Below are 25,671 nucleotides of genomic sequence, written 5' to 3'. Positions count from 1 at the left end.
CATACAGTATCAAAATACCCATCACTATGCGTCGCATCGCGTTCCCCGGTATGATTGCATGCCTTGGCAAATCAGCAAGGCGCCATGCTAGCAGTGCGATGGCACAGCAGCAATCCATTTCTCAACCATTGTCCGCCATCGATGACCCAGCGCCTGACGCCCCGCACCGTATTCCTGCTGACCCTGCCGCCGCTGCTGTGGGCCGGCAACTCCATCGTCGGCCGGCTGGTGCACGACCAACTGCCGCCGGTGCTGCTCAATTTCCTGCGCTGGGCGCTGGCGGCCGCCATCCTGCTGCCGCTGGCCGGGCCGGTGTTCGGACGGGCGGCGGGCATGTGGCGCTACTGGAAACAGTATGCGCTGCTGGGACTGCTCGGCATCGGCCTGTACAACACCTTGCAATACATGGCGCTGCAAACCTCGACCCCGATCAACGTCACCCTGGTGGCCTCCGGCATGCCGGTGTGGATGATGCTGACCGGCTGGCTGTTCTTCGGCGTGCCGGTCGGGCGGCGCCAGGTGGCCGGCGCCGTGCTGTCGATCGCCGGCGTGCTGCTGGTGCTGGCGCGCGGCGAATGGGATCATCTGCTGGCGCTGCGGCTGGTGGCGGGCGACCTGTTCATGATACTGGCCACCATCGCCTGGTCGCTGTACAGCTGGCTGCTGACGCGTGCCCGCGAGCCGGCCGCTTTGCGCGCCGACTGGGCCGGCTTCCTGCTGGCGCAGGTGGCGTTCGGCGTGCTGTGGTCGGGCGGCTTCGCGCTGGGCGAGCAGGCGCTGGGCGCGATGCCGGTGCAATGGAGCTGGACCCTGGCGGCGGCGCTGGCCTATGTGGCGCTCGGCCCGGGCGTGATCGCGTTCCGCTGCTGGGGCGAGGGGGTGCAGGCGGCGGGACCGTCGATCGGCGCCTTCTTCGTCAACCTGACGCCCTTGTTCACCGCCGTGCTGTCGGCCGCCTTCCTGGGCGAGGCGCCGCACGGCTACCACGTGGCGGCGTTTGCGCTGATCGTCGGCGGCATCGTGGTGTCGGCGCGGCGCTAGCGCAAGAAATATTGACGGAACGTAACAAGGCGCGCGAGCGGCCGCCGTACACTGCAGCTTCGCCATCACCCAGCGGAGCGACACCATGCGGCCCAGTCCATTCAACCCCAGCGGCTTCCTGGCCGCAGCGGCGCTGATCGGCGCCACCCTGCCGTGGCAAACGGCGCAAGCCGTCGATGCCAGCCTGCGGGACGCGCTCGCGCCCGGCCTGCTGGGCCTGTATCCCAGCGAGCGATTCCGGCTGGCGACCGGGCGCTGCCGGGACTGCGCCGCGCCCGAGCAGGCGCTGTGGTACTTCAGCGACGACATGATCGCCGTGGCCAAGGCCGATGGAGCCGGCTATGCGCCCCGGTTGCGGGCCCAGGACGACGTCAAGGCCTGGCTGGCCGCAGGCGGCGGGCGCGCGCGCGACCAGGCGCCGCCGCTGCTGTGGCTGGGTTCGCCCCATGTGGCCGAGGGCCGGCTGGAGCCGGATGCCCGGCTGACACGCGCCGACGGCGGCGCGCCCCTGACCGTTGAGTTCACGCCCAGGCTGTCGTCCAACCGCTCGTATGTGGACCGCAGCAGCCTGGCGTTTTTCGCCGGCGCTGAAGTCAAGGCGCGCGGCGCGCTGACCGAGGAGCGCTTCGTGATGCGCACGCTGTGGCCCAAGCGTTACGCGCTCGGCGCGGCGGCGCCCAGCCAGCCGCTGGCCAACGGCGAGACCGTCGAAAGCCTGGTCCGCGCCCAGCACGGCGGCGCCACCGCCGCCTACGCCAGCCGCACCTTGTGGCGCCGCGACGGCGGCCGCGCGCCCTTGCCGCTGGCGGGCAAGCCGGTGCTGGCCTTCATGCTCAACGGCGCGCAGGGCGACGACGACGAATCCTACGGCGGCCATTTCGCCGTCGCCACCGGCCGCTTCGGCGCCGCCGGCGAATGGGACAACTGGCTGGTGAACAATTTCTACAGCCTGGCCTCGGTCAGCGAAAAAGGCGTCGTCGCCGCTATCCTGCCGATGGACGCCTATATGGGCGACCTCAACAGCGGCCAGGCCTGGTACCGGCCGTCCTACATGCTGGTGGCGGTACTGAAGGACCAGCGCGCGCCGGCCTTGTACCAGGAGGCGATCGGCCGCGTGTTCAACCACTTCTACCGGCAGGATTTCCATTACCGCCACGCCAGCACCAATTGCGCCGGCATCAACGTCGAGACCCTGCGCACGCTGGGCTGGAACATTCCGCGTCTGGGCGGCGAAAGCCCGCTGAAGGCGGCGCTGGCCCTGCCGTACATGGCCTTGAAGGAAGTCAGCCTGGCCAGCGGCCAGAGCGCCTACGACTATCTGAAGACCGAGCGCACCGAGCTGCTGCCCTTCGTCGCCTTCAACACCATCGCCGACGACCTGCTCAAACGCCTGGCGGCGCCGGGCGGGACGGCCGGCGGCATACTGGAGGCGCAGCTGGGCCAAGACCTGGAGGCGCTGCTGTTCGTGCGGATACCGCAGTTCCCGTCGTCGCGCGCCTTTGGCCACGATCCCGTATTGTCGCTGCGCGAATACCAGCAACGGGCCCCGGCCAACCGCGCGGACTGGAAGATCGTGCCGGTGGCGCCGCGTGTGCTGCCGGCGGCGTTCAAGGATGGCGCCGCGCCCGGCGAACGCAAACCGCCGTCGCTGATCGCGACCTGGCTCTGGTTCGGGTTCGCGGCGGTGGCGGCGATGGCGTTGCTGACACGTTGCCGTCGCTGGCTCGCTAGTCGCCGGCCGCCAGCTTGAGCGCGTCGATGAACACGCGCACCTTTTGCGGCAGGTGCGGCGTGGCCGGGAACACGGCGTGGATGTCGCCCTCCGGCAGCGACCATTCCGGCAGCAGCCGCACCAGCCGGCCGGCCGCCAGGTCCTCCCGCACCGAAAACCAGGTGGCGCGCAGCACGCCGTCGCCGGCCAGCGCGGCGGCGCGGCAGGCGGGGGCGGTGTTGGTCGAGAACACGATGTTGCGCATCCGGACTTCGCTCTGCTGGCCGCTGCCGTCCCCCAGCGTGAAGCTGTTCGGCTGCGTCAGCACCGTCAGCGAAATGTAGGGCAACTGGGCCAGCGCCTGCGGATGCTCCGGCATGCCGTGCCGCGCCACGAACTCCGGGCTGGCCACCAGCAGCCGCACCATGCGGCCGACCCGCGCCGCCATATAGCCCGAATCGGCCAGCTTGCCCAGCCGCACCGTGACGTCGATGCCTTCGGCGATCAGGTCGATCAGGCTGTCGCCGCACACCAGTTCCACCTTCAGCGCCGGATAGCGCAGCCGCAGTTGCGACAGCACCGGCGCCACCACCATCACCCCGTAGTCGATCGGCGCGGCCACCCGCAGCGTGCCCTGCGGGACGGCGCGGCCGCTGCGGGCCTGCTCGATGGCCAGCTCGGCCTGCTGCAACAGCTGGCGGCTGGCGTCGTAGAAATCGCGCCCGGCCTCGGTCAGCGACAGCTTGCGGGTGGAGCGCAGCAGCAGGCCGACGCCGACCTCGGCCTCCAGCAACTGCATGTGCTTGCTGACCATGGACTTGGCCAGCCCCAGGCGCTCGGCGGCGGCCGTCAGCGAGCCGGCGTCCACCACGGCGACGAAGGTGATCAGGCGGTTCAGATTGACGGTGCTTAAGTCGGCCATGGGGTGTGCGCAAAGTGATTGTCCACCTAGGGTGAACTTAGTGTCCGGTTTTGTCCAGCTTATCAGCACGAATGCCACTCAATATACTGGCCAGACCATCCATCCTCGCAGGAGATTGATCATGAAATTATACGGTTCCCCCCTTTCCGGCCACACCCACCGCGTGCGCTTGTTGCTCAGCCTGTTGACCTTGCCGTACGAATTCGTCCAGCTCGACATGCGGGCCGGCGAGAACCGCACGCCCGAGCATCTGGCGCGCAGCCCCTTCGGCGAAATACCGGTACTGGAAGACGGCGACGTGACCTTGGCCGATTCGACCGCGATCCTGGTCTACCTGGCCTCGAAATACGACGACAGCGGCCGCTGGCTGCCGCGCGAACCGCTGGCGGCGGCCACGGTGCAGCGCTGGCTGTCCAACGCCTCGGGCAAGATTGCCTACGGCCCGTGCGTGGCGCGGCTGGTGGTGGCGTTCGGCATGCCGTTCGATCATGAGCGCGCCAAGGGCATCGCGCTGCGCCTGTTCGACGCGCTGGAGGTGGAACTGGCCGGCCGCCGCTACGCGCTGGGCGACCAGCCCAGCATCGCCGACGTCGCCGCCTTCAGCTATATCGAGCATGCACCGGAAGGCGGCGTGTCGCTCAAGCCGTATCCGAACATCCGCGCCTGGCTGGCCAACGTCCGCGCCTTGCCCGGCTTTGTGCCGATGGTCGCCACGGCATGCGGCCTGGCCCCCGAAACCTACTGAACGGAGGCCATCATGAGCGCCACACCATTCCATGCGGGCGAACTGGCGATCCAGCAGCGGGTCGGCGTGCGCGAGCAGATGGCCGGCGCCGGCGCGGCCGGTGTGCGCGACTACATGCCGGACCAGCATCGCCAGTTCTTCGGCGAGCTGCCGCTGTTCTTCATCGGCGCGCTGGACGGCGCGGGGCAGCCGTGGGCCACCATGCTGGTCAACGATGCGGGATTCGTCTCGACGCCGGATGCGCGCACGCTGCACATCGCCGGCGGCATGCTGGCCGGCGATCCGCTGCAAGGCCAGTTGCGCGAGGGCGCCCACCTCGGCGGGCTGGGACTGGTGCCGACCACGCGGCGGCGCAACCGCGTCAACGGCGTGATCGCGGCGATCGACGAGGGCGGCGTGCGGGTGGCGGTGACGCAGAGCTTCGGCAACTGCCCGCAATACATCCAGGACCGGGTGCAGACGCCGGTGCCGGCCGCGCCGGTGCCGCAGGTGCTGCGGGCCGGCGTGCTGAGCGCGCAGGATCGCGAGCTGATCGCCCGCGCCGACACCTTCTTCATCGCCAGCGCCAACCTGGAGACCGAGACGGGGCGGGGCGTCGATGTCTCGCATCGCGGCGGCCGGCCCGGCTTCGTGCGGGTGGACGACGAGCGCACGCTGACGTCGCCCGAGTTCGTCGGCAACTTCTTCTTCAATACGATGGGCAATCTGCTCGGCTATCCGCGCGCGGGTTTGCTGTTCATCGACTTCGAGCGCGGCGACATGCTGCATGTGGCGGTGGAGGCGGAGATCATCTGGGAAGGCGCGCAACTGCGGGCCTTTGCCGGCGCCGAGCAGCTGCTGCGCTTCCACGTGCGCGAAGTGGTGCGCAATGTGGGCGCGCTGCCGTTCCGCTGGAGCGCGCCCAAGCCGGCCGCGCAGGTGGCGCGCACCGGCGTCTGGGAGGAGGCGGACCGCGTGCTGCAGGCTGCCGCGCTGACCAGCGCGTGGCGACCCTACATCGTCACCGAGGTGGTGCGGGAGAGCGCCACGGTGCAATCGTTCCATCTGGAGCCGGCCGACGGCATGGGCGTGGCCGCGCATGTGCCGGGCCAGTTCATCTCGCTGCGCGTATCGGTGGACGGCGCGCCGCGCATCCGCAGCTACACCCTGTCCGACGCGCCGAACGGCCGCGGCTACCGCATCAGCGTCAAACGCGACGGCGCAGTATCCGGTTGGCTGCACGACCATCTGGCGCCGGGCGCGCGCATCGAGCTGTTGGGACCAGGCGGCGATTTCACCTTCGAGCAGGGCACGCGGCGGCCGGCGGTACTGCTGTCGGCCGGCATCGGCATCACGCCGATGATCGCCATGCTGAACGGCTTGCTGGTGAACGGCAGCCGCACGCGGCACCGCCATCCCATCCACTTTTTCCACGGCGCGCGCAGCAGCGACGAGCATGCGTTTGCCGAGCATCTGCAAACGCTGGCGGCGGGCCATCGCAACCTCAACGTCCACGTACGCTACAGCGGCGGCGAGGCGGAGTCCAGCGACATCGTCAACTGGCAGGCCAGCGCCGGCCGCATCGAGCTGGATTGGTTGAAGTCCCAACTGCCGTTCGATGACTACGATTTCTACCTGTGCGGACCTGCCGCGTTCATGCAGCAGATGTACGACGGCCTGCGTAGCCTGAACATCGCCGACGCGCGCATACGCTTCGAGGCCTTCGGTCCGGCCAGCGTGCGACGCGACGCGGCCAAGCCTGCCGGCCCACCAGTCGTGCCGGTGCCGGTGCAGTTTGCGCAGTCGGGCATGTCGGCGCTATGGGACGGCAGCGCCGGCAGCCTGCTGGAACTGGCCGAAGCCAAGGGCGTGCCGGCCGAATCGAGCTGCCGTTCGGGCCAGTGCGGCGCGTGCGCGGCCGGCCTGGTCTCCGGCACCGTCGAATACACGCGCACCTGCGGCGCCGAGGTCGCGGCGGGGCAGGTGCTGATGTGTTCCACCATCCCCGCCGCCGGCAGCGCAGCCGTCGTGCTGGCGTTGTAACACCTCAGGGGCAGGCGCCGATCACGTAATAGCCGGCCGCCGTCTGCGCCAGCACGGTGGTGAAGAACAGGTTGTCCAGCCCCATGTTCTGGTTGGAGCCGTTGGCCAGCGCGTAGCCGCCGCTGTCATGCGCTCGGCCTGCGTGCACATGGGCGTAGTTGCTGGCGCTGACGGCGGTGCAGCTCCACGCCGACGCGGTGGTGACGTTGATCGCCGTCGACAGCGCACTCTCGCCCGACGCGCCGACCGCCGACACCGCGAAGCTGTAGCTGGTGCTGGCCGCCAGCCCGCCGGCGGTGTAGCTGGTGACGCTGAGTGGCGACCCGGTCAGCTTGGCGCCGTTGCGATAGACGTTGTAGCCGGTGGCGCCGTTGACGGCGTTCCAGGCCAGCGCCACGGCGCTGGCGGTCGGCGTGCCCGCGCTCAAGCCGGTCGGCGGCGGCAGCACCGGCGCGCTGCCGACCAGGAATTGCGCCAGCGGGCAGCCGGTCGAGGCCTGGCCCAGCGTGTCGGTGGCGCTGACGCTGCCGGTGTAGTAGCCGCTGGCGACGTTGTAGCTCTTGCTGAAGCTGGCGCCGCTGCCGGCGGCCGCATCGTTGATCGCGGTCGGACCGTTCAGCTGCACCGCATAGCTGGCCACGCCGCCGCTGGCCGTGGCCGCGCCGCTGATGGTGACGCCGCTGCCGCTGACCACCGTTGTGCCGCAGGAAGTCATCACCGGCCCCGGCGCGGCCGAAGCGCGCAGATTATTCTTGAACCAGAAATCCATGACGAAGGCCGGGTAGTTGACCCTGGTGCCATCGACATAATTGGCGTTCTGGCCGCCGCTACCGGCCGGCCACGCGTGGCCCATCTTGGTCACCGTGATCTCGTGCGTGCGCAGCTTGCCGTTGCTGTCGGTGTAGGGTACGTTGCTGCCGCCGCCGGCCAGCGCGACCGCGCCGCCCTTGCTGTAGCTGCCGCCGTAGGCCAGGCGGATGCCGGCCGTGTCGATCGGGCCGTAGCCCTGCGCCACCGTGAAATCGAAAGTGCCCCAGATGGCGCCGGCGATCTGGGTGGCGAAGGCGGCGGCGTTGGCGCCCGCCATCGCCTTGCACTGGTTGCCGGCCGTGGTGGCGGTGTAACCGGGAGGCACCGCGCCGATCTGCAAGGTGGTGGTGCCCGGCGGCGGCCCGGCGTTGATGCCGACGCCGGCGAAGACGTCCGGCGCCAGGCAGCCCAGCACCATGGTCTCGCCGCCGCCCGACGACAGGCCCGTCACATACACCTGCTTGGGATCGATGGCGTACTGCGGATCGTTGACGAAGCGGCTCACCAGGTCGAGCAGGATGGCGTCGTGGCCGGCGGCGTTGCGGTTGTGGGTGGTGTTGGCGTAGTCCCAACAGTGGTTGCCGTAGACATTGCCGGTGGCGTTGGGCGCCAGGATCACGGCGCCGTATTGATCGGCCATCGGCTTCCAGTTGAAGCCACCGTCGCCGGCGCTGTTGATCACGTCGCCGCCGGCCGTTTGCAGGCAGCCGTGCAGCACCAGCACCAGCGCGCGCTTGCCGCCCAGCGTGGGTTGGGTGGCGGGCCAGTAGAAATAGCCGGTGAGATTGCCGCCGTTGACGGTGTCGGCGGCCCAGGTCTGCTGCGTGCTCCAGGCGCCGGGTCCGGCCGTCGCCGCTTGCGCCAGGCAGGCCGCCGCCAGCAGGAAGGTACAGACGAACGCGTGCCGCATCAATCGCTTGATGTTGATAGCCATGATATGTCTCCGTTGTCGTTGGTGGGTGCGCCGGCTGCAGGAAAATAGTAGTTCAAAACCGCGCGCGCACGCGCACCCCAGTATTTTTACTGTTGTGCAATCAGCGAGAAAAAGAATCAGCCCAGCGACTTGATGTAGCGGGGATCGATCTGCGCGCAGTAGCCGGCGCAAGCCTGGCGGGCGGCGTTGGCGGCCGCGTGCACCAGCATCTCGGCATTCGAGTGGAAGCACATCGAGACGATGATGGCCGGCGGCTCCGGCTGCACCGGCAGTTCGATGAACTCGCCGTTCTTGAGCGAGTCGACCACGAACAGGCTGGGAATGGCGGCCACGCCGTAGCCATCCTTTACCAGCTGGACGATGGCCGCCACCGACGGCGAACAGGTGATGCGGGTCTGCTCCAGCGGCACCATCGCCAGGTTGGCCATCTTGCTGACGATCTCCTCGATCATGCGTTGCGGCGCCGTGCCGCGCCCGAAGGTCAGGATGGGCAGGGCCAGCAGGCGCTGGTTCAGGCCTTCCTTGCGGGTGTCGATCAGGCCCTTGCGGGCGATCCAGTGCAGCGGATACACGGCCAGCGCCTCGGAGACGATGTCGCTGCTCTCGACGCCCTCGACCTGGATCACCAGATCGAGCTCGCGCGCGCGCAGGCGCCGCTCCAGCACATTGCTCATGTCGACCGTCAGGTCGACCTCCAGCTCCGGGTACATGGTGTTCAACTCGCGGATGTACTGCGCCAGCCAGCTGTGCACCACCGATTCGATCACGCCCACGCGCAGGCGGCCGCGGATCGCGCTGTCCTTCTGCGCCGCCGCCATCAGCCGGCGGGTGGCGTCGACCACCGCCTTGGCGTGGGCCAGCAGGTATTCGGCGTTGGCGGTGAGGCGGAACTCCTTGCTGGCGCGGTCGATCAATTCCGTTTGCAGCTCCTCCTCCAGCGTCTTGATGCGCAGCGAGATGGCGGCCGGCGTGGCGTGCATCGCCTTTGCGGTGGCGCGGAAGCTGCGCAATTGGGCGAGGGTGACGAAGGTCTCGAGGAAGCGGGTGTTCATGGAGAACAAGAATACCTTAACCCGACGCACCAAGATAGCGCAGAGTGGTAAGAAAAACTATACAACAACAGCAAAAATAACTAGATGGCGTGTAGGGTTATTCAAGTTTATTCTTAACTCATGCAAGTTATTCACGATTTGATGAACGAGACCAGCGCCATGACCCCACTCGAATTACGTCACAAAGTACGCAGCGGCGAATTCCGCCTGCCGACCGCCGGCTACTGCGGCGCCTACGCCCAGGCCAACCTGGTGATCCTGCCGCAGGCGCATGCCGACGAGTTCCTGCGTTTCTGCCAGCGCAATCCGCGCGCCTGCCCGTTGCTGGCGGTGGGCGAGCCTGGCCAATGGAACCTGCCGCGCCTGGGCGCCGACATGGACCTGCGCAGCGACATCCCCGGCTACAACGTCTATCGCGGCGGCCAGCTGGCGTCGCAAACCCACTCGCTGCACGACGTCTGGCGCGACGACCTGGTGGTGTTCGCGATCGGCTGCTCCTTCTCGTTCGAGCAGATGCTGATCGAGGCCGGCATCAAGCTGCGCCACATCGAGCAGCGCCGCAACGTCGCCATGTACCGCACCAATATCCGCAACCAGAGCGCCGGCCCGTTCGGCGGCGAGATGGTGGTGTCGATGCGGCCGATGAAGGCCGCCGACGCCATCCGCGCGATCCAGATCACCAGTCGCTATCCAGCGGTGCACGGCGCGCCGGTGCATCTGGGCGACCCGTCGCTGATCGGCATCGCCGACATCGCGCGGCCCGAATACGGCGATCCGGTCGAGATCATGCCGGACGAAATACCGGTCTTCTGGGCATGCGGCGTCACGCCGCAGGAAGCCATCCGCCACGCGCGCCTGCCGCTGGCGATCAGCCACCAGCCGGGCTACATGCTGGTGACCGACATACTCAATGCATCGTTAGCCGCGTTCTGATTTAAAACCAAAGTAGCGCCCACGACGGACCCGCACAGCGCGTCCGCAGGGGAGTGCTACGCCTAATAAAGGGGACCACCATGAATACCAGAGCACTATCAACCACCCAGCCGGAGGGATTCTTCTCCTGGTTCCACGCCTTGACCGGCAAGGAGCGCCGCACCTTCTGGAGCTGCAAGATCGGCTATGCGCTCGACGCGATGGACACGCAGTTCCTCAGCTTCGTGATCCCGACGCTGATCGCCACCTGGGGCCTGTCCAAGGGCGACGCCGGCTTGATCGGCACTGTCACCTTGCTGACCTCCGCCGCCGGCGGCTGGATCGCCGGCATCCTGTCGGACCGCATCGGCCGCGTCAAGACGCTGCAACTGACCATCCTGTGGTTCGCCTTCTTCACCGTGTTGTGCGGCCTGGCGCAGAACTTCAACCAGCTGTTGCTGGCGCGCGGCCTGATGGGCTTCGGCATGGGCGGCGAGTGGACCGCCGGCGCCATCCTGATCGGCGAGGTGATACGCGCCAAGGACCGCGGCAAGGCGGTCGGCATGGTGCAGGCGGGATGGGCGATCGGCTGGGGCGTGTCGGCGCTGCTGTATGCGCTGATGTTCTCGCTGCTGCCGCCTGAGTGGGCATGGCGCTCGCTGTTCCTGCTGGGGATACTGCCGGCGCTGTTCGTGATCTTCATCCGCCGCTTCGTCGACGAGCCGGAAGTATTCGTGGAGCAGCAGAAGAAGGTGGCGCCGGAGGACCGCGCCTCGTTCGCCCAGATCTTCGCGCCCAAGATGCTGAGCACCACGCTGCGCGCCGTGCTGTTGACCACCGGCGCCCAGGGCGGCTACTACGCCATCACCACCTGGCTGCCGACCTTCCTCAAGACCGAGCGCCACCTGACGGTGCTGGGCACCGGCGGCTACCTGGCGATGGTGATCGTCGGCTCGTATGTGGGCTACATCGTCAGCGCCTTCCTGACCGACTACCTGGGCCGCAAGAAAAACTTCATCCTGTTCGCCACCGGCTCGCTGTGCATCGCCCTGGCCTACACCCGCTTGCCGGTGACCGACGGCGTGATGCTGTTCCTCGGCTTCCCGCTGGGCTTCTGCGTGTCCGGCGTGTTCAGCGGCATGGGCGCCTTCCTGACCGAGTTGTTCCCGACCTCGATCCGCGGCTCGGGCCAGGGCTTCAGCTACAACATGGGCCGCGCCATCGGCTCGCTGTTCCCGCTGATGATAGGCCTGAGCAGCCAGTCGATGGCGCTGGGCGAGGCGATCGGCGTGTTCGCCGGCACCGCCTACGGCGTGATGATCCTGGCCGCCCTGACGCTGCCGGAAACCGCCGGCAAACAACTTGAATCCTGATTCAGACAGTAGAGGTAATACCATGAAAAACGACATCCCCGCTCAACAACTTCGCTGGCAGTTCTGGGTCGACCGCGGCGGCACCTTCACCGACATCGTCGCGCGCCGGCCGGACGGCAAGCTGGTCACGCACAAGCTGCTGTCCGAATATCCGGAACGCTACGACGACGCCGTCACGCAAGGCATGCGCGACCTGCTCGGACTGAAGACCGGCGATCCGCTGCCGGCCGATCAGATCGAAGTGATCAAGATGGGCACCACCGTCGCCACCAACGCGCTGTTGGAGCGCAAGGGCGCGCGCACCGCGCTGGCGATCACGCGCGGCTTCGCCGACCAGTTGCGCATCGGCTACCAGGACCGGCCGGACATCTTCGCCATGCGCATCGAGCTGCCGGACTTGATCTACGAGGAAGTGATCGAGATCGACGAGCGCATCGGCGCGCGCGGCGAAGTGCTGCAAGCGCCGGACGAAGAGGTGTTGCGCGGCCAGTTCATCGCGATGCGCGCCAAGGGCATCGACGCCATCGCCATCGTGTTGATGCACGCTTACCGCTATCCGCAGCACGAGCAGCGGCTGCGGGTGCTGGCCGAGGAGGTCGGTTTCACGCAGATCTCCGTCAGCCACCAGGTCAGCCCGTTGATGAAGATCGTCGGCCGTGGCGACACCACGGTGGTGGACGCCTATCTGTCGCCGGTGCTGCGCGACTACGTGTCGCGGGTGTCGGCCGACACGGGCGATGTGCGCATCATGTTCATGCAGTCCAACGGCGGTCTGACCGACGCCGGCCGCTTCCAGGGCAAGGATGCGATCCTGTCCGGGCCCGCCGGCGGCATCGTCGGCGCGGTCAAGAGCTGCGAGGCGATCGGCCTGAAACAGGTGATCGGCTTCGACATGGGCGGCACCTCGACCGACGTCGCCCACTACGACGGCGCCTACGAGCGCGTGTTCGAGACCGTGGTGGCCGGCGTGCGGGTGCGCGCGCCGATGATGCACATCCATACCGTGGCGGCGGGCGGCGGCTCGATCTGCAGCTTCGAGCACGGCCGCTTCAAGGTCGGGCCGGAATCGGCCGGCGCCAATCCGGGGCCGGCCAGCTACCGCAAAGGCGGCCCGCTGACCGTCACCGACTGCAACGTGATGCTGGGCCGTATCCAGCCGGAGCACTTTCCGCGCGTGTTCGGCCCGAACGGCGACCAGCCGCTCGACCGCGACGTGGTGGTGCGCGCCTTCGGCGAACTGTCCGAGAAGATCGCCCGCGAAACCGGTACCCGGCTGTCGCCGTCCGCCGTGGCCGACGGCTTCCTGGCGGTGGCGGTCGACAATATGGCGCAGGCGATCAAGTCGATCTCGGTGGAGCGCGGCTATGACGTCAGCCGCTACGCCATGTGCTGCTTCGGCGGCGCCGGCGGCCAGCATGCCTGCCGCGTGGCCGACGTGCTGGGCATGACCAAGATCGTCATCCATCCGTTCGCCGGCGTACTGTCGGCCTTCGGCATGGGCCTGGCCGACATCCGCGCCATGCGCGAAGGCGCGGTCGAGCAGCCGCTCAGCGACGCCACGCTGGCCGAACTGGGTCCGCAACTGGTGGCGCTGGCGCGCGACGCCGCCACCGAACTGCTGGAGCAGCAGGTCGCGCAGGAAGATATCCGGGTCGAACTGTGCGCCCGCCTGAAGTACCAGGACAGCGATTCCGCCTTCGTCATCCCGCTGGCCAGCACGGCCGAGATGAGCGAGGCCTTTGCGGCACTGTATCGCGGCCGTTTCGGCTTCGTCATGGAAGGCCAGCCGCTGGTGATCGAATCGGTATCGGCCGAGGCGATCGGCGCGGGCGACGGCGCCGACTTCGTCATCGAAGTGCCGGCCGGCGGCGGCGCGGATTCGCCGGGCCGCGTCTACAGCTACGTCGACGGCCAGACCGTGCCGATCGCGCTGCACGTGCGCGCCGAGCTGCCGGTGGGTAGCCGCGTCGCCGGTCCGGCGCTGATCCGCGAGGAGATCGCCACCACCGTGGTGGACGCCGGCTGGAGCGCGCGCGTCCTGCCCGACCACTCGCTGCTGCTGGAACGCGGCGTGGCCGCCGGCAGCGCCCACAAGATGACCACCGACGTGCACCCGATCCACCTGGAGATCTTCAACAACCTGTTCATGGCGATCGCCAAGCAGATGGGCACCACGCTGGAGAACACCGCCTACTCGGTCAACATGAAGGAGCGGCTGGACTTCTCCTGCGCCATCTTCGACCGCGAGGGCAACCTGATCGCTAACGCGCCGCACATCCCGGTCCATCTGGGTTCGATGAGCGACAGCGTGCTGTGCGTGATCCGCCAGCATGCGGCGGCGATGGCGCCGGGCGACGCCTATGTGCTCAACGTGCCTTACAACGGCGGCACCCACCTGCCGGACATCACCATCGTCTGCCCGGTGTACGGCGACGGCGACCAGCCGTTGTTCTACGTCGCCGCGCGCGGCCACCACGGCGACGTCGGCGGCATCACGCCCGGCTCGATGCCACCGAACAGCACCAGCATCCTGGAAGAGGGCGTCCTGCTCGATAACATCAAGATCGTCGACAAGGGCGTGTTCCTGGAGCCGCTGGTGCGCGAACTGTTCGGCGCCGGCCCTTGGCCGAGTCGCAACATCGACCAGAACATCGCCGACCTGATCGCCCAGCTGGGCGCCTGCGAGACAGGCGCCAACGAACTGCTGAAGGCCACCGCCTGCTACGGCGAGGACGTGGTGCTGGCCTACATGCAGCACGTGCAGGACAACGCCGAGGCGGCGGTGCGCAAGGCCATCGGCGGCCTGCGCGACGCCAGCTTCGCCTACGAGATGGACGACGGCGCGATGCTGAAGGTGAAGCTGACCATCGACCACGCCAGCCGCAGCGCCACGGTGGACTTCACCGGCACCAGCGAACAGCGGCCGACCAACTTCAACGCGCCGCTGTCGGTCTGCAAGGCGGCCGTGCTGTATGTGTTCCGCACGCTGATCGACAGCGACATCCCGATGAACGAGGGCGTGCTCAAGCCGCTCAAGCTGATCATCCCGGAAGGCTCGATGCTCAACCCGCGCTATCCGGCGGCGGTGGTGGCGGGGAACGTGGAGGTGTCGCAGTACGTCACCGATGCGCTGTATGGCGCGCTGGGCGTGATGTCGGCCTCGCAGGGCACGATGAACAACTTCACCTTCGGGAACGCCGAGCACCAGTACTACGAAACCATCGCCGGCGGGTCCGGCGCGGGGCCGGGCTTCGACGGCACGGCCGCCGTGCAGACCCACATGACCAACTCGCGCATGACCGATCCGGAAGTGCTGGAGTGGCGCTTCCCGGTGCTGGTCGAAACCCACGCGATCCGGCGCGGCAGCGGCGGCGAGGGCGCGCAGCGGGGCGGCGACGGCGCTTTGCGCCGCATCCGCTTCCTGGAATCGATGACGGCCAACATCCTGGCCGGGCACCGCCGCATCGCGCCGTTCGGACTGGAAGGCGCGATGCCTGGGGCGCTGGGCCGCAACTGGGTCGAGCGCGGCGACGGCACGATCGAGGAGTTCGGCGCCACGCACACCGCAGTGATGCAAGCAGGCGACGTTTTCGCCATCGAAACGCCCGGAGGCGGCGGCTTCGGCGCAAAATAGGCAAGCCGGCGGGATAGCCAGGGCTCGATATTCCGCCGCTCATTTCAGAGCCTGTACAACTGGGGATAAAATGAATAAAACAATGCTAGCGCTGGCGCTGAGCGCATTGGCTGGTACGGCTGCGGCCCAATCGAATGTGACGGTGTACGGCATCGTCGACGTGGCGGTGGTGCGCGAAAGCGGCGGCGTAGGCGCGGCCGCTTCCAGCACCAAGCTGACCAGCGGCGTCGAGTCGGGCTCGCGCCTGGGCTTCAAGGGCAGCGAGGACCTGGGCGGCGGCCTGTCCGCCGTCTTCCTGCTGGAGAACGGCTTCCAGGCCGACACCGGCGCGATGGGGCAGGGCGGTTTGCTGTTCGGCCGCCAGGCCTACGTCGGCTTGCAGAGCAAGACCGCCGGCACGCTGACCCTGGGCCGCCAGTACACGCCGCAGTACCTGGCGGTGGCGGCGGTCGATCCCTTCGGCTCCGGCACGGCGGGCGACACCAAGAACCTGATGGCCTCCACCGGCAATAGCGCCAGCCGCATGGACAACGCGGTCAAGTACGCGTCGCCGATGCTCAACGGCTTCAATGCGGAACTGGTCTACGGCGTCGGCGAGGTGGCGGGCGACAGCACGGCGCAGCGCCAGTTCGGCGGCGCGCTCGCCTACACCAGCGGCCCGCTGGTGGTGCGCCTGGCGCATCACAACCGCAACAACGACACCGCCACGTTGAAGAACACCCGCAGCGCCAAGAACACCGTGCTGACCGCGCTGTACGACTTCGGCCTGGCCAAGGCGCATTTCGCCTATGGCGTCGACAAGGGTTTGAACAGCGCCTTGCCGCGCAATCTGAACAACCCGTTCGGCTACGCCGTGGCGCCGACGCCGTCGATCGACAGCAGCGTGGTGCTGCTGGGCGTGACGGTGCCGCAGGGGATGGGCACGTGGCTGGCCTCCTATATCCGCAAGGACGACAAGACCAGCTTCAACCAGGATGCGCAGCAGCTGGCGGCCGGTTATCGCCACTACCTGTCCAAACGTACGGACCTGTACGGGGTGTATGCTTACATCCGCAATAAGAACGGCGCGGGCTACACGGTCGGCAGCGCGATCGAAGGCGGTAGCGGCAATCGCGGCCTCAATCTCGGCATTCGTCACATTTTCTAAGGAACGGTCATGAAAAAACTATACGCGGGTATGTTTGCTGGGCTGATGATGTTTGCGGCGCTGGGCGCGAGCGCGGCGGAGAAGGGCACGGCCGATGAGGCGGTGGCGATGGTCAAGAAAGCCAGCGAGTTCCTGAAGAAGAACGGCAAGGAGAAGGCCTTAGCGGAGTTCAATAATCCCAAGGGGCAGTTCATCCAGAAGGATCTATACATCTTCGCCTTCGGCGCCAACGGCGACGGCGTGGAACTGGCCAACGGCGCCAACGTCAAGCTGGTCGGCAAGAACGTGCTGGAGATGAAGGATGCGGATGGCAAGTTCCTGATCAAGGACATCCTGGCGGTGGGCATGGGCAAGGAAGGCAAGGGCTGGGTCGACTACAAATGGCCCAATCCCAGCACCGGCACCGTCGACGGCAAGCGCACCTACGTCGAGCGCGTGGAGGACGTCGTGATCGGTTGTGGTATTTATAAGTAAAAATAGGTGGCGGGAGTGGGTTGTTCCCACTCCTATATTTCAAATTATAAAAAATAGGTTGCCATGGAGCAAATCACAAACTATGATGAAGTTATAAAAAGACCCAAATAACGTCGACATATAGGTGGCGATATGCTACTCACTGAACACACTGCCGTCACGATCCGCAAAGGACCGCCACGGCCACAAGACGCGATAGGCGCTATCCCCGCCGCCGCCAATACCTATGACATGACGACCGAGGACGATATCGGCGATGCATTGACTTCCCTTGCCGCGAGTGGCGAAGCGATCTCGATGTACACCAGCGGCGTGCGCGAGCCGGTGCTTGGGCGCATACTGTCTGTCGATCCCGAGCAGCCGCATTTCGTGATGGAATTAAACGAAGGCTCAACCCTCCGCCCTGGCAAAGTCACCTTTGTCACCGTCATGAGCAACGCGAAGATTCAATTTCGCCTGACCGATCCGGACTGGAACTCGCTACCCGGCCAGCCGCAGCTGATCCCGATGACATTCCCGGAAACCTGCGCGGTGCTGAACCGGCGCGCGTCGGAGCGGGTGGAGACGCCGCTCGGTGTCACGTTCATGGCCGCGTTCGAGGCGAACGGCAAGATGTTTGAGTTGCCCATCTACGATTTCGCGCTGGGCGGTATGGGCCTGCGCGGCACCAAGAACGCGACCAAGGGTTTGCTCAAGGGCCGCAAGGTGGTGGAGGTGCGGCTGGAACTGGAAACGGAATCGGAGTCGGAATCGGTCGTCGTCGCGGAAATGGAAATCCGGGTCACGCGCGCCGTCCGTTCCTTCCTGCTGGGCGAACAGCTCCATGTCGGCTGCATGTTCACCCAGGTGTCGCCGGAGGTGGAAGCCGATATCAAAACCCTGCTCAAGCACATCCAGCACGCCACAGCGTAGCCGATTAGTACTTGAGCGAGCGCCGCATCACCAGCGGCGGCGGCTCCATCGGATTGGCGTGCGAATATTCAAGCTCCTCAGCCAATTCGAATTCGAAGGCGGTGTAGAAGTCGATCAGCTTGGGCTGGTCGCTGCGCACGGCCAGCCGCACTTCCTCCACGCCGCTCGCCAGGCCGTGATGGATCACCGCCTCCAGCAGATGCTGCGACAGATTGCCACCCCGGTACTGCGGCAGCACACCCATGCGGCAGATCTCCCACACGTCCGGCTCCGCATCGAGCGGCAGCCAGCGCACCGAACCCACCGGCTGTTCATCGACCAACAAGACAAAACCGCCGCCCTCGCGCAGGTTTTCTGCGACGAGGACGGCGGTTTCGCGGTGGCCGCTGGAAGTGACGCTGACCTTGCCGGCCCACGCGGCGCGCGTGAGGTCGGCAATCAGCCTGGCATCGTCATTCCTTGCTTCCCGAACCACGATGTTCATAGTCCGGCCCTTAGCGGATACGCATGCCTGGCTCAGCGCCCGGCCATGGGTTGAGGATGTAGATGCCTGGATTGGCTTTCTCGTCCTTGGCCGAACCGGCCAGCACCATGCCTTCGGACACGCCGAACTTCATCTTGCGCGGCGCCAGGTTGGCGACCATCACGGTCAGCTTGCCGACCAGCTCTTCCGGCTGGTACATGGACTTGATGCCGGAGAAGACGTTGCGCAAACGGCCTTCGCCCACATCCAGGGTCAGGCGCAGCAGCTTGTCCGAACCGTCGACGTGTTCGCAGTTGACGATCCTGGCCACGCGCAGGTCGATCTTGACGAAGTCGTCGATGCCGATCTGCGGCGCCAGTTCTTCCACGCCTTCCGGCATCGGCAGCGCCGGCGCGGCCGGCACGGCGGCGGCCTGTTTGGCCGGCTTGGCGGCGACCGCCGGAGCGGCTGCCGCGGCGGCCTGCTGCGCCGGCGCGTCGAACAGGTCTTCGATCATCTTGGCGTCGACGCGCGTCATCAGATGCGCGTAGGCGCCGATGGTGCGGCCCAGCATCGCGCTCGACACCACGCCGCTGGCGACGTCGGTATCGGCCCACAGCAGCTGCTCGTCGTTGAGGAACTTGGACACATTGGCGGCCACGCCCGGCAGCACCGGCGACAGCAGGATGGTCAGCTGGCGGAACAGGATCAGCGCGGTGGTGCAGACGTCGTGCAACTCGGCCAGTTTGGCCTCGTCCTTGGCCAGGATCCACGGCTTGTTCTCGTCGACGTACTGGTTGGTGATGTCGGCGATCTCCATGATCTCGCGCAGCGCCTTGCCGAACTCGCGCGCCTCGAAATTGGCGGCGATGCTGGCCTGGCGCTCGACGCCGTCGGCGGTGATCAGCGCGCGCTTGATCCAGCCCTGCGCGCCCGCGGACAGCGACGACGCCAGCTTGCCGTCGAATTTCTTGGCGATGAAGCCGGCGCAGCGCGAGGCGATGTTGACGTATTTGCCGATCAAGTCGCTGTTGACGCGGGCCACGAAGTCGTCGCCGGTGAAGTCCAGGTCTTCGACCTTGGAGTTCAGCTTGAAGGCGATGTAGTAGCGCAGCCATTCCGGGTTCATGCCCAGGTTCAGGTAGCGCAGCGGCGAGATGCCGGTACCGCGCGACTTGGACATTTTTTCATTGTTGACGGTCAGGTGGCCGTGCACGTTGACCTTGAGCTTGTCGATCACCGGGTGATCGGCGAAGTTCAGCATGGCCGGCCAGAACAGCAGGTGGAAGGAGACGATGTCCTTGCCGATGAAGTGGATCTGCTCGGTGCCCGGATCGTTCAGCAGCGCGTTGAAATCGATGCCCTTTTTCTCGCAGTAGTTCTTCAGGCTGGCCAGGTAGCCGACCGGCGCGTCCAGCCACACGTAGAAGAACTTGCCCGGCGCGTCGGGAATCGGGATGCCGAAATATGGCGCGTCGCGCGAGATATCCCAGTCGGCCAGCTTTTCGCCGGCTTCGCCCAGCCATTCGCTGACCTTGTTGACCATTTCCGGCTGCAGGCGGCCGGGCGTGTTCAGCCAGTCCTTGAGGAACTGGTAGCAGCGCGGGTCGGACAGCTTGAAGAAGTACTGCTCCGAATCCTTGAGGATGGGCGTGGCGTTGGTGAACACCGAGAACGGGTTGATCAGTTCGGTCGGCTGGTAGGCCGCGCCGCACACTTCGCAGTTGTCGCCGTACTGGTCCTTGGCGTGGCAGGTCGGGCACTCGCCCTTGATGTTGCGGTCCGCCAGGAACATGCCTTTGACCGGGTCGTAGAAGCGCGGCACGATCTTGGTCTGGATCAGGCCGTTGTCGCGCAGCTTGCGGTAGATGCCCTGCGACAGCTCGACGTTTTCCGGCGAATCGGTCGAGTACCAGTTGTCAAAAGCGATATGAAAACCGTCCAGGTACTGGGCGCGGCCGGCCGCGATCTTGGCCACGAATTCCTGCGGCGTGATGCCTTCCTTTTCGGCGGCGATCATGATCGGCGTGCCGTGGGTGTCGTCGGCGCCGACAAAGTGCACCACGCGCTGGGCGTCGCCGTCGCGCTGCATTCGCTGGAACCGGACCCAGATGTCGGCCTGGATGTATTCCATCATGTGGCCAATATGGAAAGCGGCGTTAGCGTAGGGCAGGGCAGTGGTGACGAACAGCTTGCGGGTCATGGTTGATGCACTTTGTGGGTGGAAAAAGAACATTTTAACAGTGGAAGCCGCAACTGCACACGTCTGAGGGGTTTTCTGTCGCTATGCGCTAGAATGAGGGCACATTTTACGGAGAGAGTTACATGAGCATCACAGTAGAAGACGTCAAAGCCGCGCTGTCCCAAATCGTTGACCCAAATACAACGAAAGACTATGTGTCCGGCAAGGCCGTGAAGAATTTGAAGGTCGAGGGCGGCGATATCTCCCTCGATATCGAGCTGGGTTATCCGGCCAAGAGCCAGTTCGACGCCATCCGCGCCAGCGTCGGCGCCGCCCTGCGCGCGCTGCCGGGCGCCGGCAACGTCAGCGTCAACGTGCACAGCAAGGTGATTTCGCACACGGTGCAGCGCGGCCTCAAGCTGATGCCCAACGTGAAGAACATCATCGCCGTGGCTTCCGGCAAGGGCGGCGTCGGCAAATCGACCACCGCCGTCAACCTGGCGCTGGCGCTGGCCGCCGAGGGCGCCTCGGTCGGCCTGCTGGACGCCGACATCTACGGCCCGTCGCAGCCGATGATGCTGGGCGTGTCCGGCCGTCCGGAAACCAGGGATGGCAAGACCATGGAGCCGCTGGAGAACTACGGCGTGCAAGTGTCGTCGATCGGTTTCCTGATCGACCAGGACGAGCCGATGGTGTGGCGCGGCCCGATGGTCACCCAGGCGCTGCAGCAGCTGCTGGAGCAGACCAACTGGCGCGACCTCGACTACCTGATCGTCGACATGCCGCCGGGCACCGGCGACATCCAGCTGACCTTGTCGCAGAAAGTGCCGGTCACCGGCGCCGTCATCGTCACCACGCCGCAGGACATCGCGCTGCTGGACGCGCGCAAGGGCCTGAAGATGTTCGAGAAGGTCGGCATTCCCATCCTCGGCATCGTCGAGAACATGAGCACCCACATCTGCTCCAACTGCGGCCATGCGGAAGAAATCTTCGGCGCCGGCGGCGGCGCCAAGATGTGCAAGGATTTCAATGTCGAGTTCCTCGGCGCCTTGCCGCTGACCCTGTCCATCCGCGAGCAGGCCGATTCCGGCAAGCCGACCGTGGTGGCCGAGCCGGACGGCCAGGTGGCCGCGATCTACAAGGACATCGCCCGCAAGATTGCAGTACAGGTCTCGGAGAAGGCCAAGGATATGACCAGCAAGTTCCCCAGCATTGTTATTAAAAACGACTAAACCGGAGATCACTTTATGATGAAAAACCTTGTAGCCGCCGCAGCCTTCCTGGCCCTGAGCGCCAGCGCCTTCGCCCAGCAAGCGGTCTCGTTCGTCGAGCCGGCCGATGGCGCCACCGTCACCAGTCCGGTGAAGGTCAAGTTCGCCGTCAGCGGCATGGACGTCAAGCCGGCCGGCGACATGACGGCCAACACCGGCCACCACCACCTGCTGATCAACGCCGCGCCGGTCAAGGCGGGCGAAGTGGTGCCGGCCGACGAAACCCACATCCACTTCGGCAAGGGCCAGACCGAAACCGAAGTCAAGCTGGCGCCCGGCACCTATGTGCTGTCGATGCAGTTCGCCAACGGCCTGCACCAGTCCTACGGCCCGGGCATGAGCAAGGACATCAAGATCACCGTCAAGTAAGCCGCATGGTTGCGTGCGGCCCACACCGCACGCAGTTTTCCAAAAAAAGATACTCAAAAACGCAACACTTTGGGTTAGCATGCGGGTTTTCTTTGCCCGAGAGCCAGCCTTGACGTCGTCCCCTCTGCACGCGGTTCCCGCACTGTCCGCCCATCACACCGTCCCCGAATTCTGCCCAGGCTGCCAGGCCCGCCTGGGTGTCAAGTTCTGCCCGCAGTGTGGCCAGGAATCCGTATTGCATCCGCCCAGCATGGGCGAATTCGTCGCCGAGTTCATCGGCCACTATGTCGCCATCGAAGGCAAGCTGTGGCGCACGATGGGCTTGCTGTTGCTGCGTCCGGGAGCGTTGACCAAGGCCTATATGGCGGGCAAGCGCGTCAACTACATGCAGCCGCTGCGGCTGTTCCTGACCTTGAGCGTGATCCTGTTTGCGCTGTTGCAGTTCAGCGGTTTCTCGGTAGGCGGGAATGAGGCGGCAGCGAAGACGGTGAAGAAGCCGACGGTCAGCGCGAATGTCAGCCGGAAAGACCTCAGTCATCCTCCCGCGGGGCCGGCCAATGTGACCAGCTACGAATTTCTGCTGGGTTATTACAACTTCGGCGTGGAAGTGTCGCCCGAGGGCAATCGCGTCACTTTCGGGCTGTCGCTGCCCAGCAGCGAGCGTCCGTCCATCGCGCTGTCCGCCCTGCGCACCGTACTCCCGACCTACCAGCAATCGCTGGACCGCTACTATGCCTTGCCGGCCCAGCAAAAGGCCGAGCGCATGACGCATGGCTTCTTCGCCCGCATGCCGTACGTGATCTTCTTCATGGTGCCGGTGTTTGCCTTGCTGCTCAAGCTGCTGTACCTGCCGTCGGGCCGGCGCTATGGGGAGTACTTGTTGTTCGCGCTGCACGTCAATGCGTTCGGCTTCTTCATCATGGCGCTGGTGCACATGACGCCCTGGCTGTGGGCGACCAGGACGCTATTGCTGGTGCTGTTCCTGTATCTGGCCCGGGCGATGCATAACGTCTACGGCGGCGCCCCGTGGGCGACGATCGCGCGCTGGCTGGTGCTGGTGGTGGCCTACCTGATGGCGTTGGCCATGGTGATTACGCAGGTGATGCTGTTCACGTCGCTGGCGTCAGTTTGATCGGAAAGCGAATAGCGCCGTGGCGCGTTGCGTGATCTAAGTCGCAAGTGCTTGTTTTTACATCGGCTTTTCGCTGCCGGCAGCATGTCTTGTAGCGAATAGCCGGCGCCTGGCGCACTCCGTATTCTGTGGTCTCTACCAACCCACGCAACCGGAGTCCGTCATGCGCCTGAATCACCTGAGTTTCCCTTCCAACGACGTCGCCGCCAGCGTCGCCTTCTTCGAGCGCCAGCTGGGCTGCCGGGTCGAACTGGCCGGCCCGATCAGCATCCTCAAGCGCGACGGCTTCGACATCGTCATCGAAGACTGCGGCGACCGCACCACCGTCTGGCCGCACAACTTCCACCTTGGCTTCGAGCTGCCGAGCGCCGGCGAGGTGCGCGCCTTGCACGCCCGGTTCAAGGGGGAGGGCGTGACGATGAAAACCGAGGTCTTCCATCACGAGCGCGGCTCGCGCTTCTTCTGCGAGGCGCCGGGCGGGCTGCTGTTTGAGATCAACACCCGGTCCGATGCGGAAGAGCGCTATCGCCGCACCTTCGCCGACGCGGTAAAATAGCTTCTTTTACATATAAGCACTCCTACTTCGATGACTATTGCACCAGCCAAGCCAGTCCGCACCCGTTTCGCACCGAGCCCGACCGGCTACCTCCACCTGGGCGGCGCCCGCACGGCGCTGTATTCCTGGGCCTACGCCCGTCACTTCGGCGGCACCTTCGTGCTGCGCATCGAAGACACCGACCTGGAGCGTTCGACCCCGGAAGCGGTGCAAGCCATCATCGAAGGCATGGAATGGCTGGGCCTGAGCCACGACGAAGGCCCGTTCTACCAGATGCAGCGCATGGATCGCTACCGCGAAGTTCTGGCGCAGATGCTGGAGGCGGGTAGCGCCTACCATTGCTACTCGTCGCAGGAAGAGGTCGAGGCGATGCGCGAGCGCATGCGCGAAGCCGGCGAAAAGCCGCGCTACGACGGCACCTGGCGTCCGGAGGCCGGCAAGACCCTGCCGGCCATCCCGGCCGACCGCAAGCCGGTGGTACGCTTCAAGAACCCGCTGGACGGCGAAGTGAGCTGGGACGATTTCGTCAAAGGCACCATCACCATCGGCAACAAGGAATTGGACGACCTGGTCATCGCCCGTCCGGACGGCACGCCGACCTATAACTTCTGCGTGGCGGTCGACGACTGGGACATGGAAATCAGCCACGTGCTGCGCGGCGACGACCATGTCAACAACACGCCGCGCCAGATCAACATCCTGCGCGCCATCGGCGCGCCGCTGCCGCTGTACGGCCACCTGCCGATGATCTTGGGCGCCGACGGCCAGAAGATGTCCAAGCGCAAGGACGCGGTCAACGTCATGGACTACCCGGCGCAAGGCTATCTGCCGGAAGCGATCCTGAACTACCTGGCGCGCCTGGGCTGGAGCCACGGCGACGACGAAGTGTTCTCGATGGAGCAGGTGTGCGCCTGGTTCGACGGCACCCACCTGTCCAACTCGGCGGCGCAGTTCAACATCGAAAAACTGAACTGGCTCAACAACCACTATATCAAGCAGGCCGACAACGAACGCCTGGCCGTGCTGGCCCAGCCGCGCATGCTGGCCGCCGGCGCCGTGTTCGAAGGCGCGCCCGCGTTGCCGGCCGTGCTGGCGCTGATGAAGGAGCGGGTCAACACCGTCAACGAACTGGCCGACGCCGCCATGCTGTTCTACCGCGCGCCGCAGCCGGACGCCGCGCTGATGGCCCAGCACCTGACCGACGCCGTCAAGCCGGCGCTGGCGCAGTTCGCCGAGCGTTGCGCCACGGTGGAGTGGAGCAAGGAAGCGCTGGCCGCGATGATCAAGGAAGTATTGGCCGCCAACACGCTGAAGATGCCGCAGATGGCCATGCCGCTGCGTTTGATCGTCACCGGCCAGCTGCAAACCCCGGCCATCGACGCCGTGTTGCAGATCTTCGGCCGCGAGGCGATTGTGGCGCGCCTGGCGAAATTTCTCTGATTTTGAATTGAATCCTGAGCAAAGTTGCAAAAGGGTATTTGCATAGCGCGTCTTCTTTGCTATACTCTTGTTTCTGCAGCAAACGGGGGTATAGCTCAGCTGGGAGAGCGCTTGCATGGCATGCAAGAGGTCAGCGGTTCGATCCCGCTTACCTCCACCACGTTGCAGAATTGGTTGTTCGCAGTCCCCATCGTCTAGAGGCCTAGGACATCACCCTTTCACGGTGAGTACGGGGGTTCGAATCCCCCTGGGGACGCCAAGGTTGTAATAAGTTGTAGATGTTGTAGTTGACGTTGTTTGTACTGATTTGTTTGATGTTTGGCTTTATGCTGGATAGATACAAGTAGTGAAAACAAAAGTCGCGCAAGCGGCTTTTATTATTTCTGCGCCCGGGGGGTATAGCTCAGCTGGGAGAGCGCTTGCATGGCATGCAAGAGGTCAGCGGTTCGATCCCGCTTACCTCCACCACGTTGCAGAATTGGTTGTTCGCAGTCCCCATCGTCTAGAGGCCTAGGACATCACCCTTTCACGGTGAGTACGGGGGTTCGAATCCCCCTGGGGACGCCAGC

General features: G+C 65.7%; 20 protein-coding genes and 4 tRNA genes. 19 read left to right on the top strand and 5 right to left on the bottom strand.

Annotation, left to right across the window (positions count from 1 at the left end):
* Positions 1 to 141: 141 nt before the first annotated feature.
* Entirely contained in the window at positions 142 to 1,041 is a 900-nt protein-coding gene (locus AC1RMD_RS03695) for a DMT family transporter (RefSeq protein ID WP_492924681.1), read from the top strand.
* Between the two features lie 85 nt (positions 1,042 to 1,126).
* On the top strand, positions 1,127 to 2,791 hold the full coding sequence (locus AC1RMD_RS03690; RefSeq protein ID WP_492923758.1) for a hypothetical protein: 1,665 nt from the start codon (positions 1,127 to 1,129) through the stop codon (positions 2,789 to 2,791).
* On the opposite strand, the gene AC1RMD_RS03685 is transcribed toward AC1RMD_RS03690, so the two are convergent.
* Positions 2,769 to 3,674: a LysR family transcriptional regulator gene (locus AC1RMD_RS03685; protein WP_492923756.1), complete on the bottom strand. Its 906-nt coding sequence runs from the start codon at positions 3,672 to 3,674 to the stop codon at positions 2,769 to 2,771. The two genes, AC1RMD_RS03690 and AC1RMD_RS03685, sit on opposite strands and share 23 nt — an antisense overlap.
* Before the next feature lie 121 nt (positions 3,675 to 3,795).
* Here AC1RMD_RS03685 and AC1RMD_RS03680 point away from each other — a divergent pair, with 121 nt between their 5' ends.
* Together AC1RMD_RS03680 and AC1RMD_RS03675 are read left to right on the top strand one after the other, a co-directional pair.
* Positions 3,796 to 4,419: a glutathione S-transferase family protein gene (locus AC1RMD_RS03680; protein ID WP_492923754.1), complete on the top strand. Its 624-nt coding sequence runs from the start codon at positions 3,796 to 3,798 to the stop codon at positions 4,417 to 4,419.
* A gap of 12 nt (positions 4,420 to 4,431) precedes the next feature.
* The gene (locus AC1RMD_RS03675; RefSeq protein WP_492923752.1) at positions 4,432 to 6,441 is read left to right on the top strand and encodes a 2Fe-2S iron-sulfur cluster-binding protein; all 2,010 of its coding nucleotides are present in this window, start codon (positions 4,432 to 4,434) and stop codon (positions 6,439 to 6,441) included.
* 4 nt (positions 6,442 to 6,445) lie between these two features.
* Here the strand turns inward: AC1RMD_RS03675 and AC1RMD_RS03670 are convergent, their stop codons facing one another.
* Both AC1RMD_RS03670 and AC1RMD_RS03665 read right to left on the bottom strand, forming a co-directional pair.
* On the bottom strand, positions 6,446 to 8,161 hold the full coding sequence (locus AC1RMD_RS03670) for an extracellular catalytic domain type 1 short-chain-length polyhydroxyalkanoate depolymerase (RefSeq protein WP_492924679.1): 1,716 nt from the start codon (positions 8,159 to 8,161) through the stop codon (positions 6,446 to 6,448).
* Positions 8,162 to 8,301: 140 nt separating this feature from the next.
* Positions 8,302 to 9,237: a LysR family transcriptional regulator gene (locus tag AC1RMD_RS03665; protein ID WP_492923750.1), complete on the bottom strand. Its 936-nt coding sequence runs from the start codon at positions 9,235 to 9,237 to the stop codon at positions 8,302 to 8,304.
* A 141-nt stretch (positions 9,238 to 9,378) separates the two neighbouring features.
* Between AC1RMD_RS03665 and AC1RMD_RS03660 the strand changes: the two genes are divergently transcribed.
* The 6 genes from AC1RMD_RS03660 to AC1RMD_RS03635 all read left to right on the top strand — a co-directional run bounded on the left by AC1RMD_RS03660 (position 9,379) and on the right by AC1RMD_RS03635 (position 17,689).
* Complete coding sequence (locus AC1RMD_RS03660; protein WP_492923748.1) at positions 9,379 to 10,170, top strand: putative hydro-lyase; 792 nt, start codon at positions 9,379 to 9,381, stop codon at positions 10,168 to 10,170.
* A gap of 80 nt (positions 10,171 to 10,250) precedes the next feature.
* A complete protein-coding gene (locus AC1RMD_RS03655; protein WP_332854800.1) occupies positions 10,251 to 11,522 on the top strand; it encodes an MFS transporter in 1,272 nt (423 codons plus the stop codon).
* Positions 11,523 to 11,544: 22 nt separating this feature from the next.
* A complete protein-coding gene (locus AC1RMD_RS03650) occupies positions 11,545 to 15,156 on the top strand; it encodes a hydantoinase B/oxoprolinase family protein (RefSeq protein WP_492923745.1) in 3,612 nt (1,203 codons plus the stop codon).
* 70 nt (positions 15,157 to 15,226) lie between these two features.
* Positions 15,227 to 16,303 carry a porin gene (locus tag AC1RMD_RS03645; protein ID WP_492923743.1) on the top strand — a complete coding sequence of 359 codons (1,077 nt, stop codon included), beginning with the start codon at positions 15,227 to 15,229 and terminating at the stop codon, positions 16,301 to 16,303.
* A 9-nt stretch (positions 16,304 to 16,312) separates the two neighbouring features.
* Positions 16,313 to 16,777 carry a cache domain-containing protein gene (locus tag AC1RMD_RS03640; RefSeq protein ID WP_492923741.1) on the top strand — a complete coding sequence of 155 codons (465 nt, stop codon included), beginning with the start codon at positions 16,313 to 16,315 and terminating at the stop codon, positions 16,775 to 16,777.
* Between the two features lie 132 nt (positions 16,778 to 16,909).
* Positions 16,910 to 17,689: a flagellar regulator YcgR PilZN domain-containing protein gene (locus AC1RMD_RS03635; RefSeq protein WP_492923739.1), complete on the top strand. Its 780-nt coding sequence runs from the start codon at positions 16,910 to 16,912 to the stop codon at positions 17,687 to 17,689.
* A 4-nt stretch (positions 17,690 to 17,693) separates the two neighbouring features.
* On the opposite strand, the gene AC1RMD_RS03630 is transcribed toward AC1RMD_RS03635, so the two are convergent.
* Both AC1RMD_RS03630 and metG read right to left on the bottom strand, forming a co-directional pair.
* Positions 17,694 to 18,173, bottom strand: coding sequence for a GNAT family N-acetyltransferase (locus AC1RMD_RS03630; protein ID WP_492923737.1), 480 nt, complete (start codon positions 18,171 to 18,173; stop codon positions 17,694 to 17,696).
* Positions 18,174 to 18,183: 10 nt separating this feature from the next.
* Positions 18,184 to 20,355 carry a methionine--tRNA ligase gene (gene metG, locus AC1RMD_RS03625; protein WP_492923735.1) on the bottom strand — a complete coding sequence of 724 codons (2,172 nt, stop codon included), beginning with the start codon at positions 20,353 to 20,355 and terminating at the stop codon, positions 18,184 to 18,186.
* 122 nt (positions 20,356 to 20,477) lie between these two features.
* On the opposite strand from metG, the gene apbC reads away from it, so the two are divergent.
* The 9 genes from apbC to AC1RMD_RS03580 all read left to right on the top strand — a co-directional run bounded on the left by apbC (position 20,478) and on the right by AC1RMD_RS03580 (position 25,669).
* Entirely contained in the window at positions 20,478 to 21,566 is a 1,089-nt protein-coding gene (apbC, locus tag AC1RMD_RS03620; RefSeq protein WP_492923733.1) for an iron-sulfur cluster carrier protein ApbC, read from the top strand.
* A gap of 15 nt (positions 21,567 to 21,581) precedes the next feature.
* Positions 21,582 to 21,974, top strand: a complete 393-nt coding sequence (locus AC1RMD_RS03615) for a DUF4399 domain-containing protein (protein ID WP_492923731.1) — start codon at positions 21,582 to 21,584, stop codon at positions 21,972 to 21,974.
* A 109-nt stretch (positions 21,975 to 22,083) separates the two neighbouring features.
* Positions 22,084 to 23,106, top strand: a complete 1,023-nt coding sequence (locus tag AC1RMD_RS03610) for a DUF3667 domain-containing protein (protein ID WP_492923729.1) — start codon at positions 22,084 to 22,086, stop codon at positions 23,104 to 23,106.
* 163 nt (positions 23,107 to 23,269) lie between these two features.
* Complete coding sequence (locus AC1RMD_RS03605; protein WP_492923727.1) at positions 23,270 to 23,662, top strand: VOC family protein; 393 nt, start codon at positions 23,270 to 23,272, stop codon at positions 23,660 to 23,662.
* Positions 23,663 to 23,692: 30 nt separating this feature from the next.
* Entirely contained in the window at positions 23,693 to 25,102 is a 1,410-nt protein-coding gene (gltX, locus tag AC1RMD_RS03600) for a glutamate--tRNA ligase (RefSeq protein WP_492923725.1), read from the top strand.
* Positions 25,103 to 25,186: 84 nt separating this feature from the next.
* Positions 25,187 to 25,262: transfer RNA gene (locus AC1RMD_RS03595), tRNA-Ala, on the top strand.
* 23 nt (positions 25,263 to 25,285) lie between these two features.
* Positions 25,286 to 25,361: transfer RNA gene (locus AC1RMD_RS03590), tRNA-Glu, on the top strand.
* Positions 25,362 to 25,494: 133 nt separating this feature from the next.
* A tRNA-Ala gene (locus AC1RMD_RS03585) sits at positions 25,495 to 25,570 on the top strand.
* A gap of 23 nt (positions 25,571 to 25,593) precedes the next feature.
* Positions 25,594 to 25,669, top strand: a tRNA-Glu gene (locus tag AC1RMD_RS03580).
* Positions 25,670 to 25,671: the final 2 nt, after the last annotated feature.

It is taken from the genome of Duganella sp. GW822-FHT06D06 (assembly GCF_058799615.1).
The sequence above is the reverse complement of the archived record's forward strand: the minus strand, read 5'-3'. Positions and strand labels throughout refer to the sequence as shown.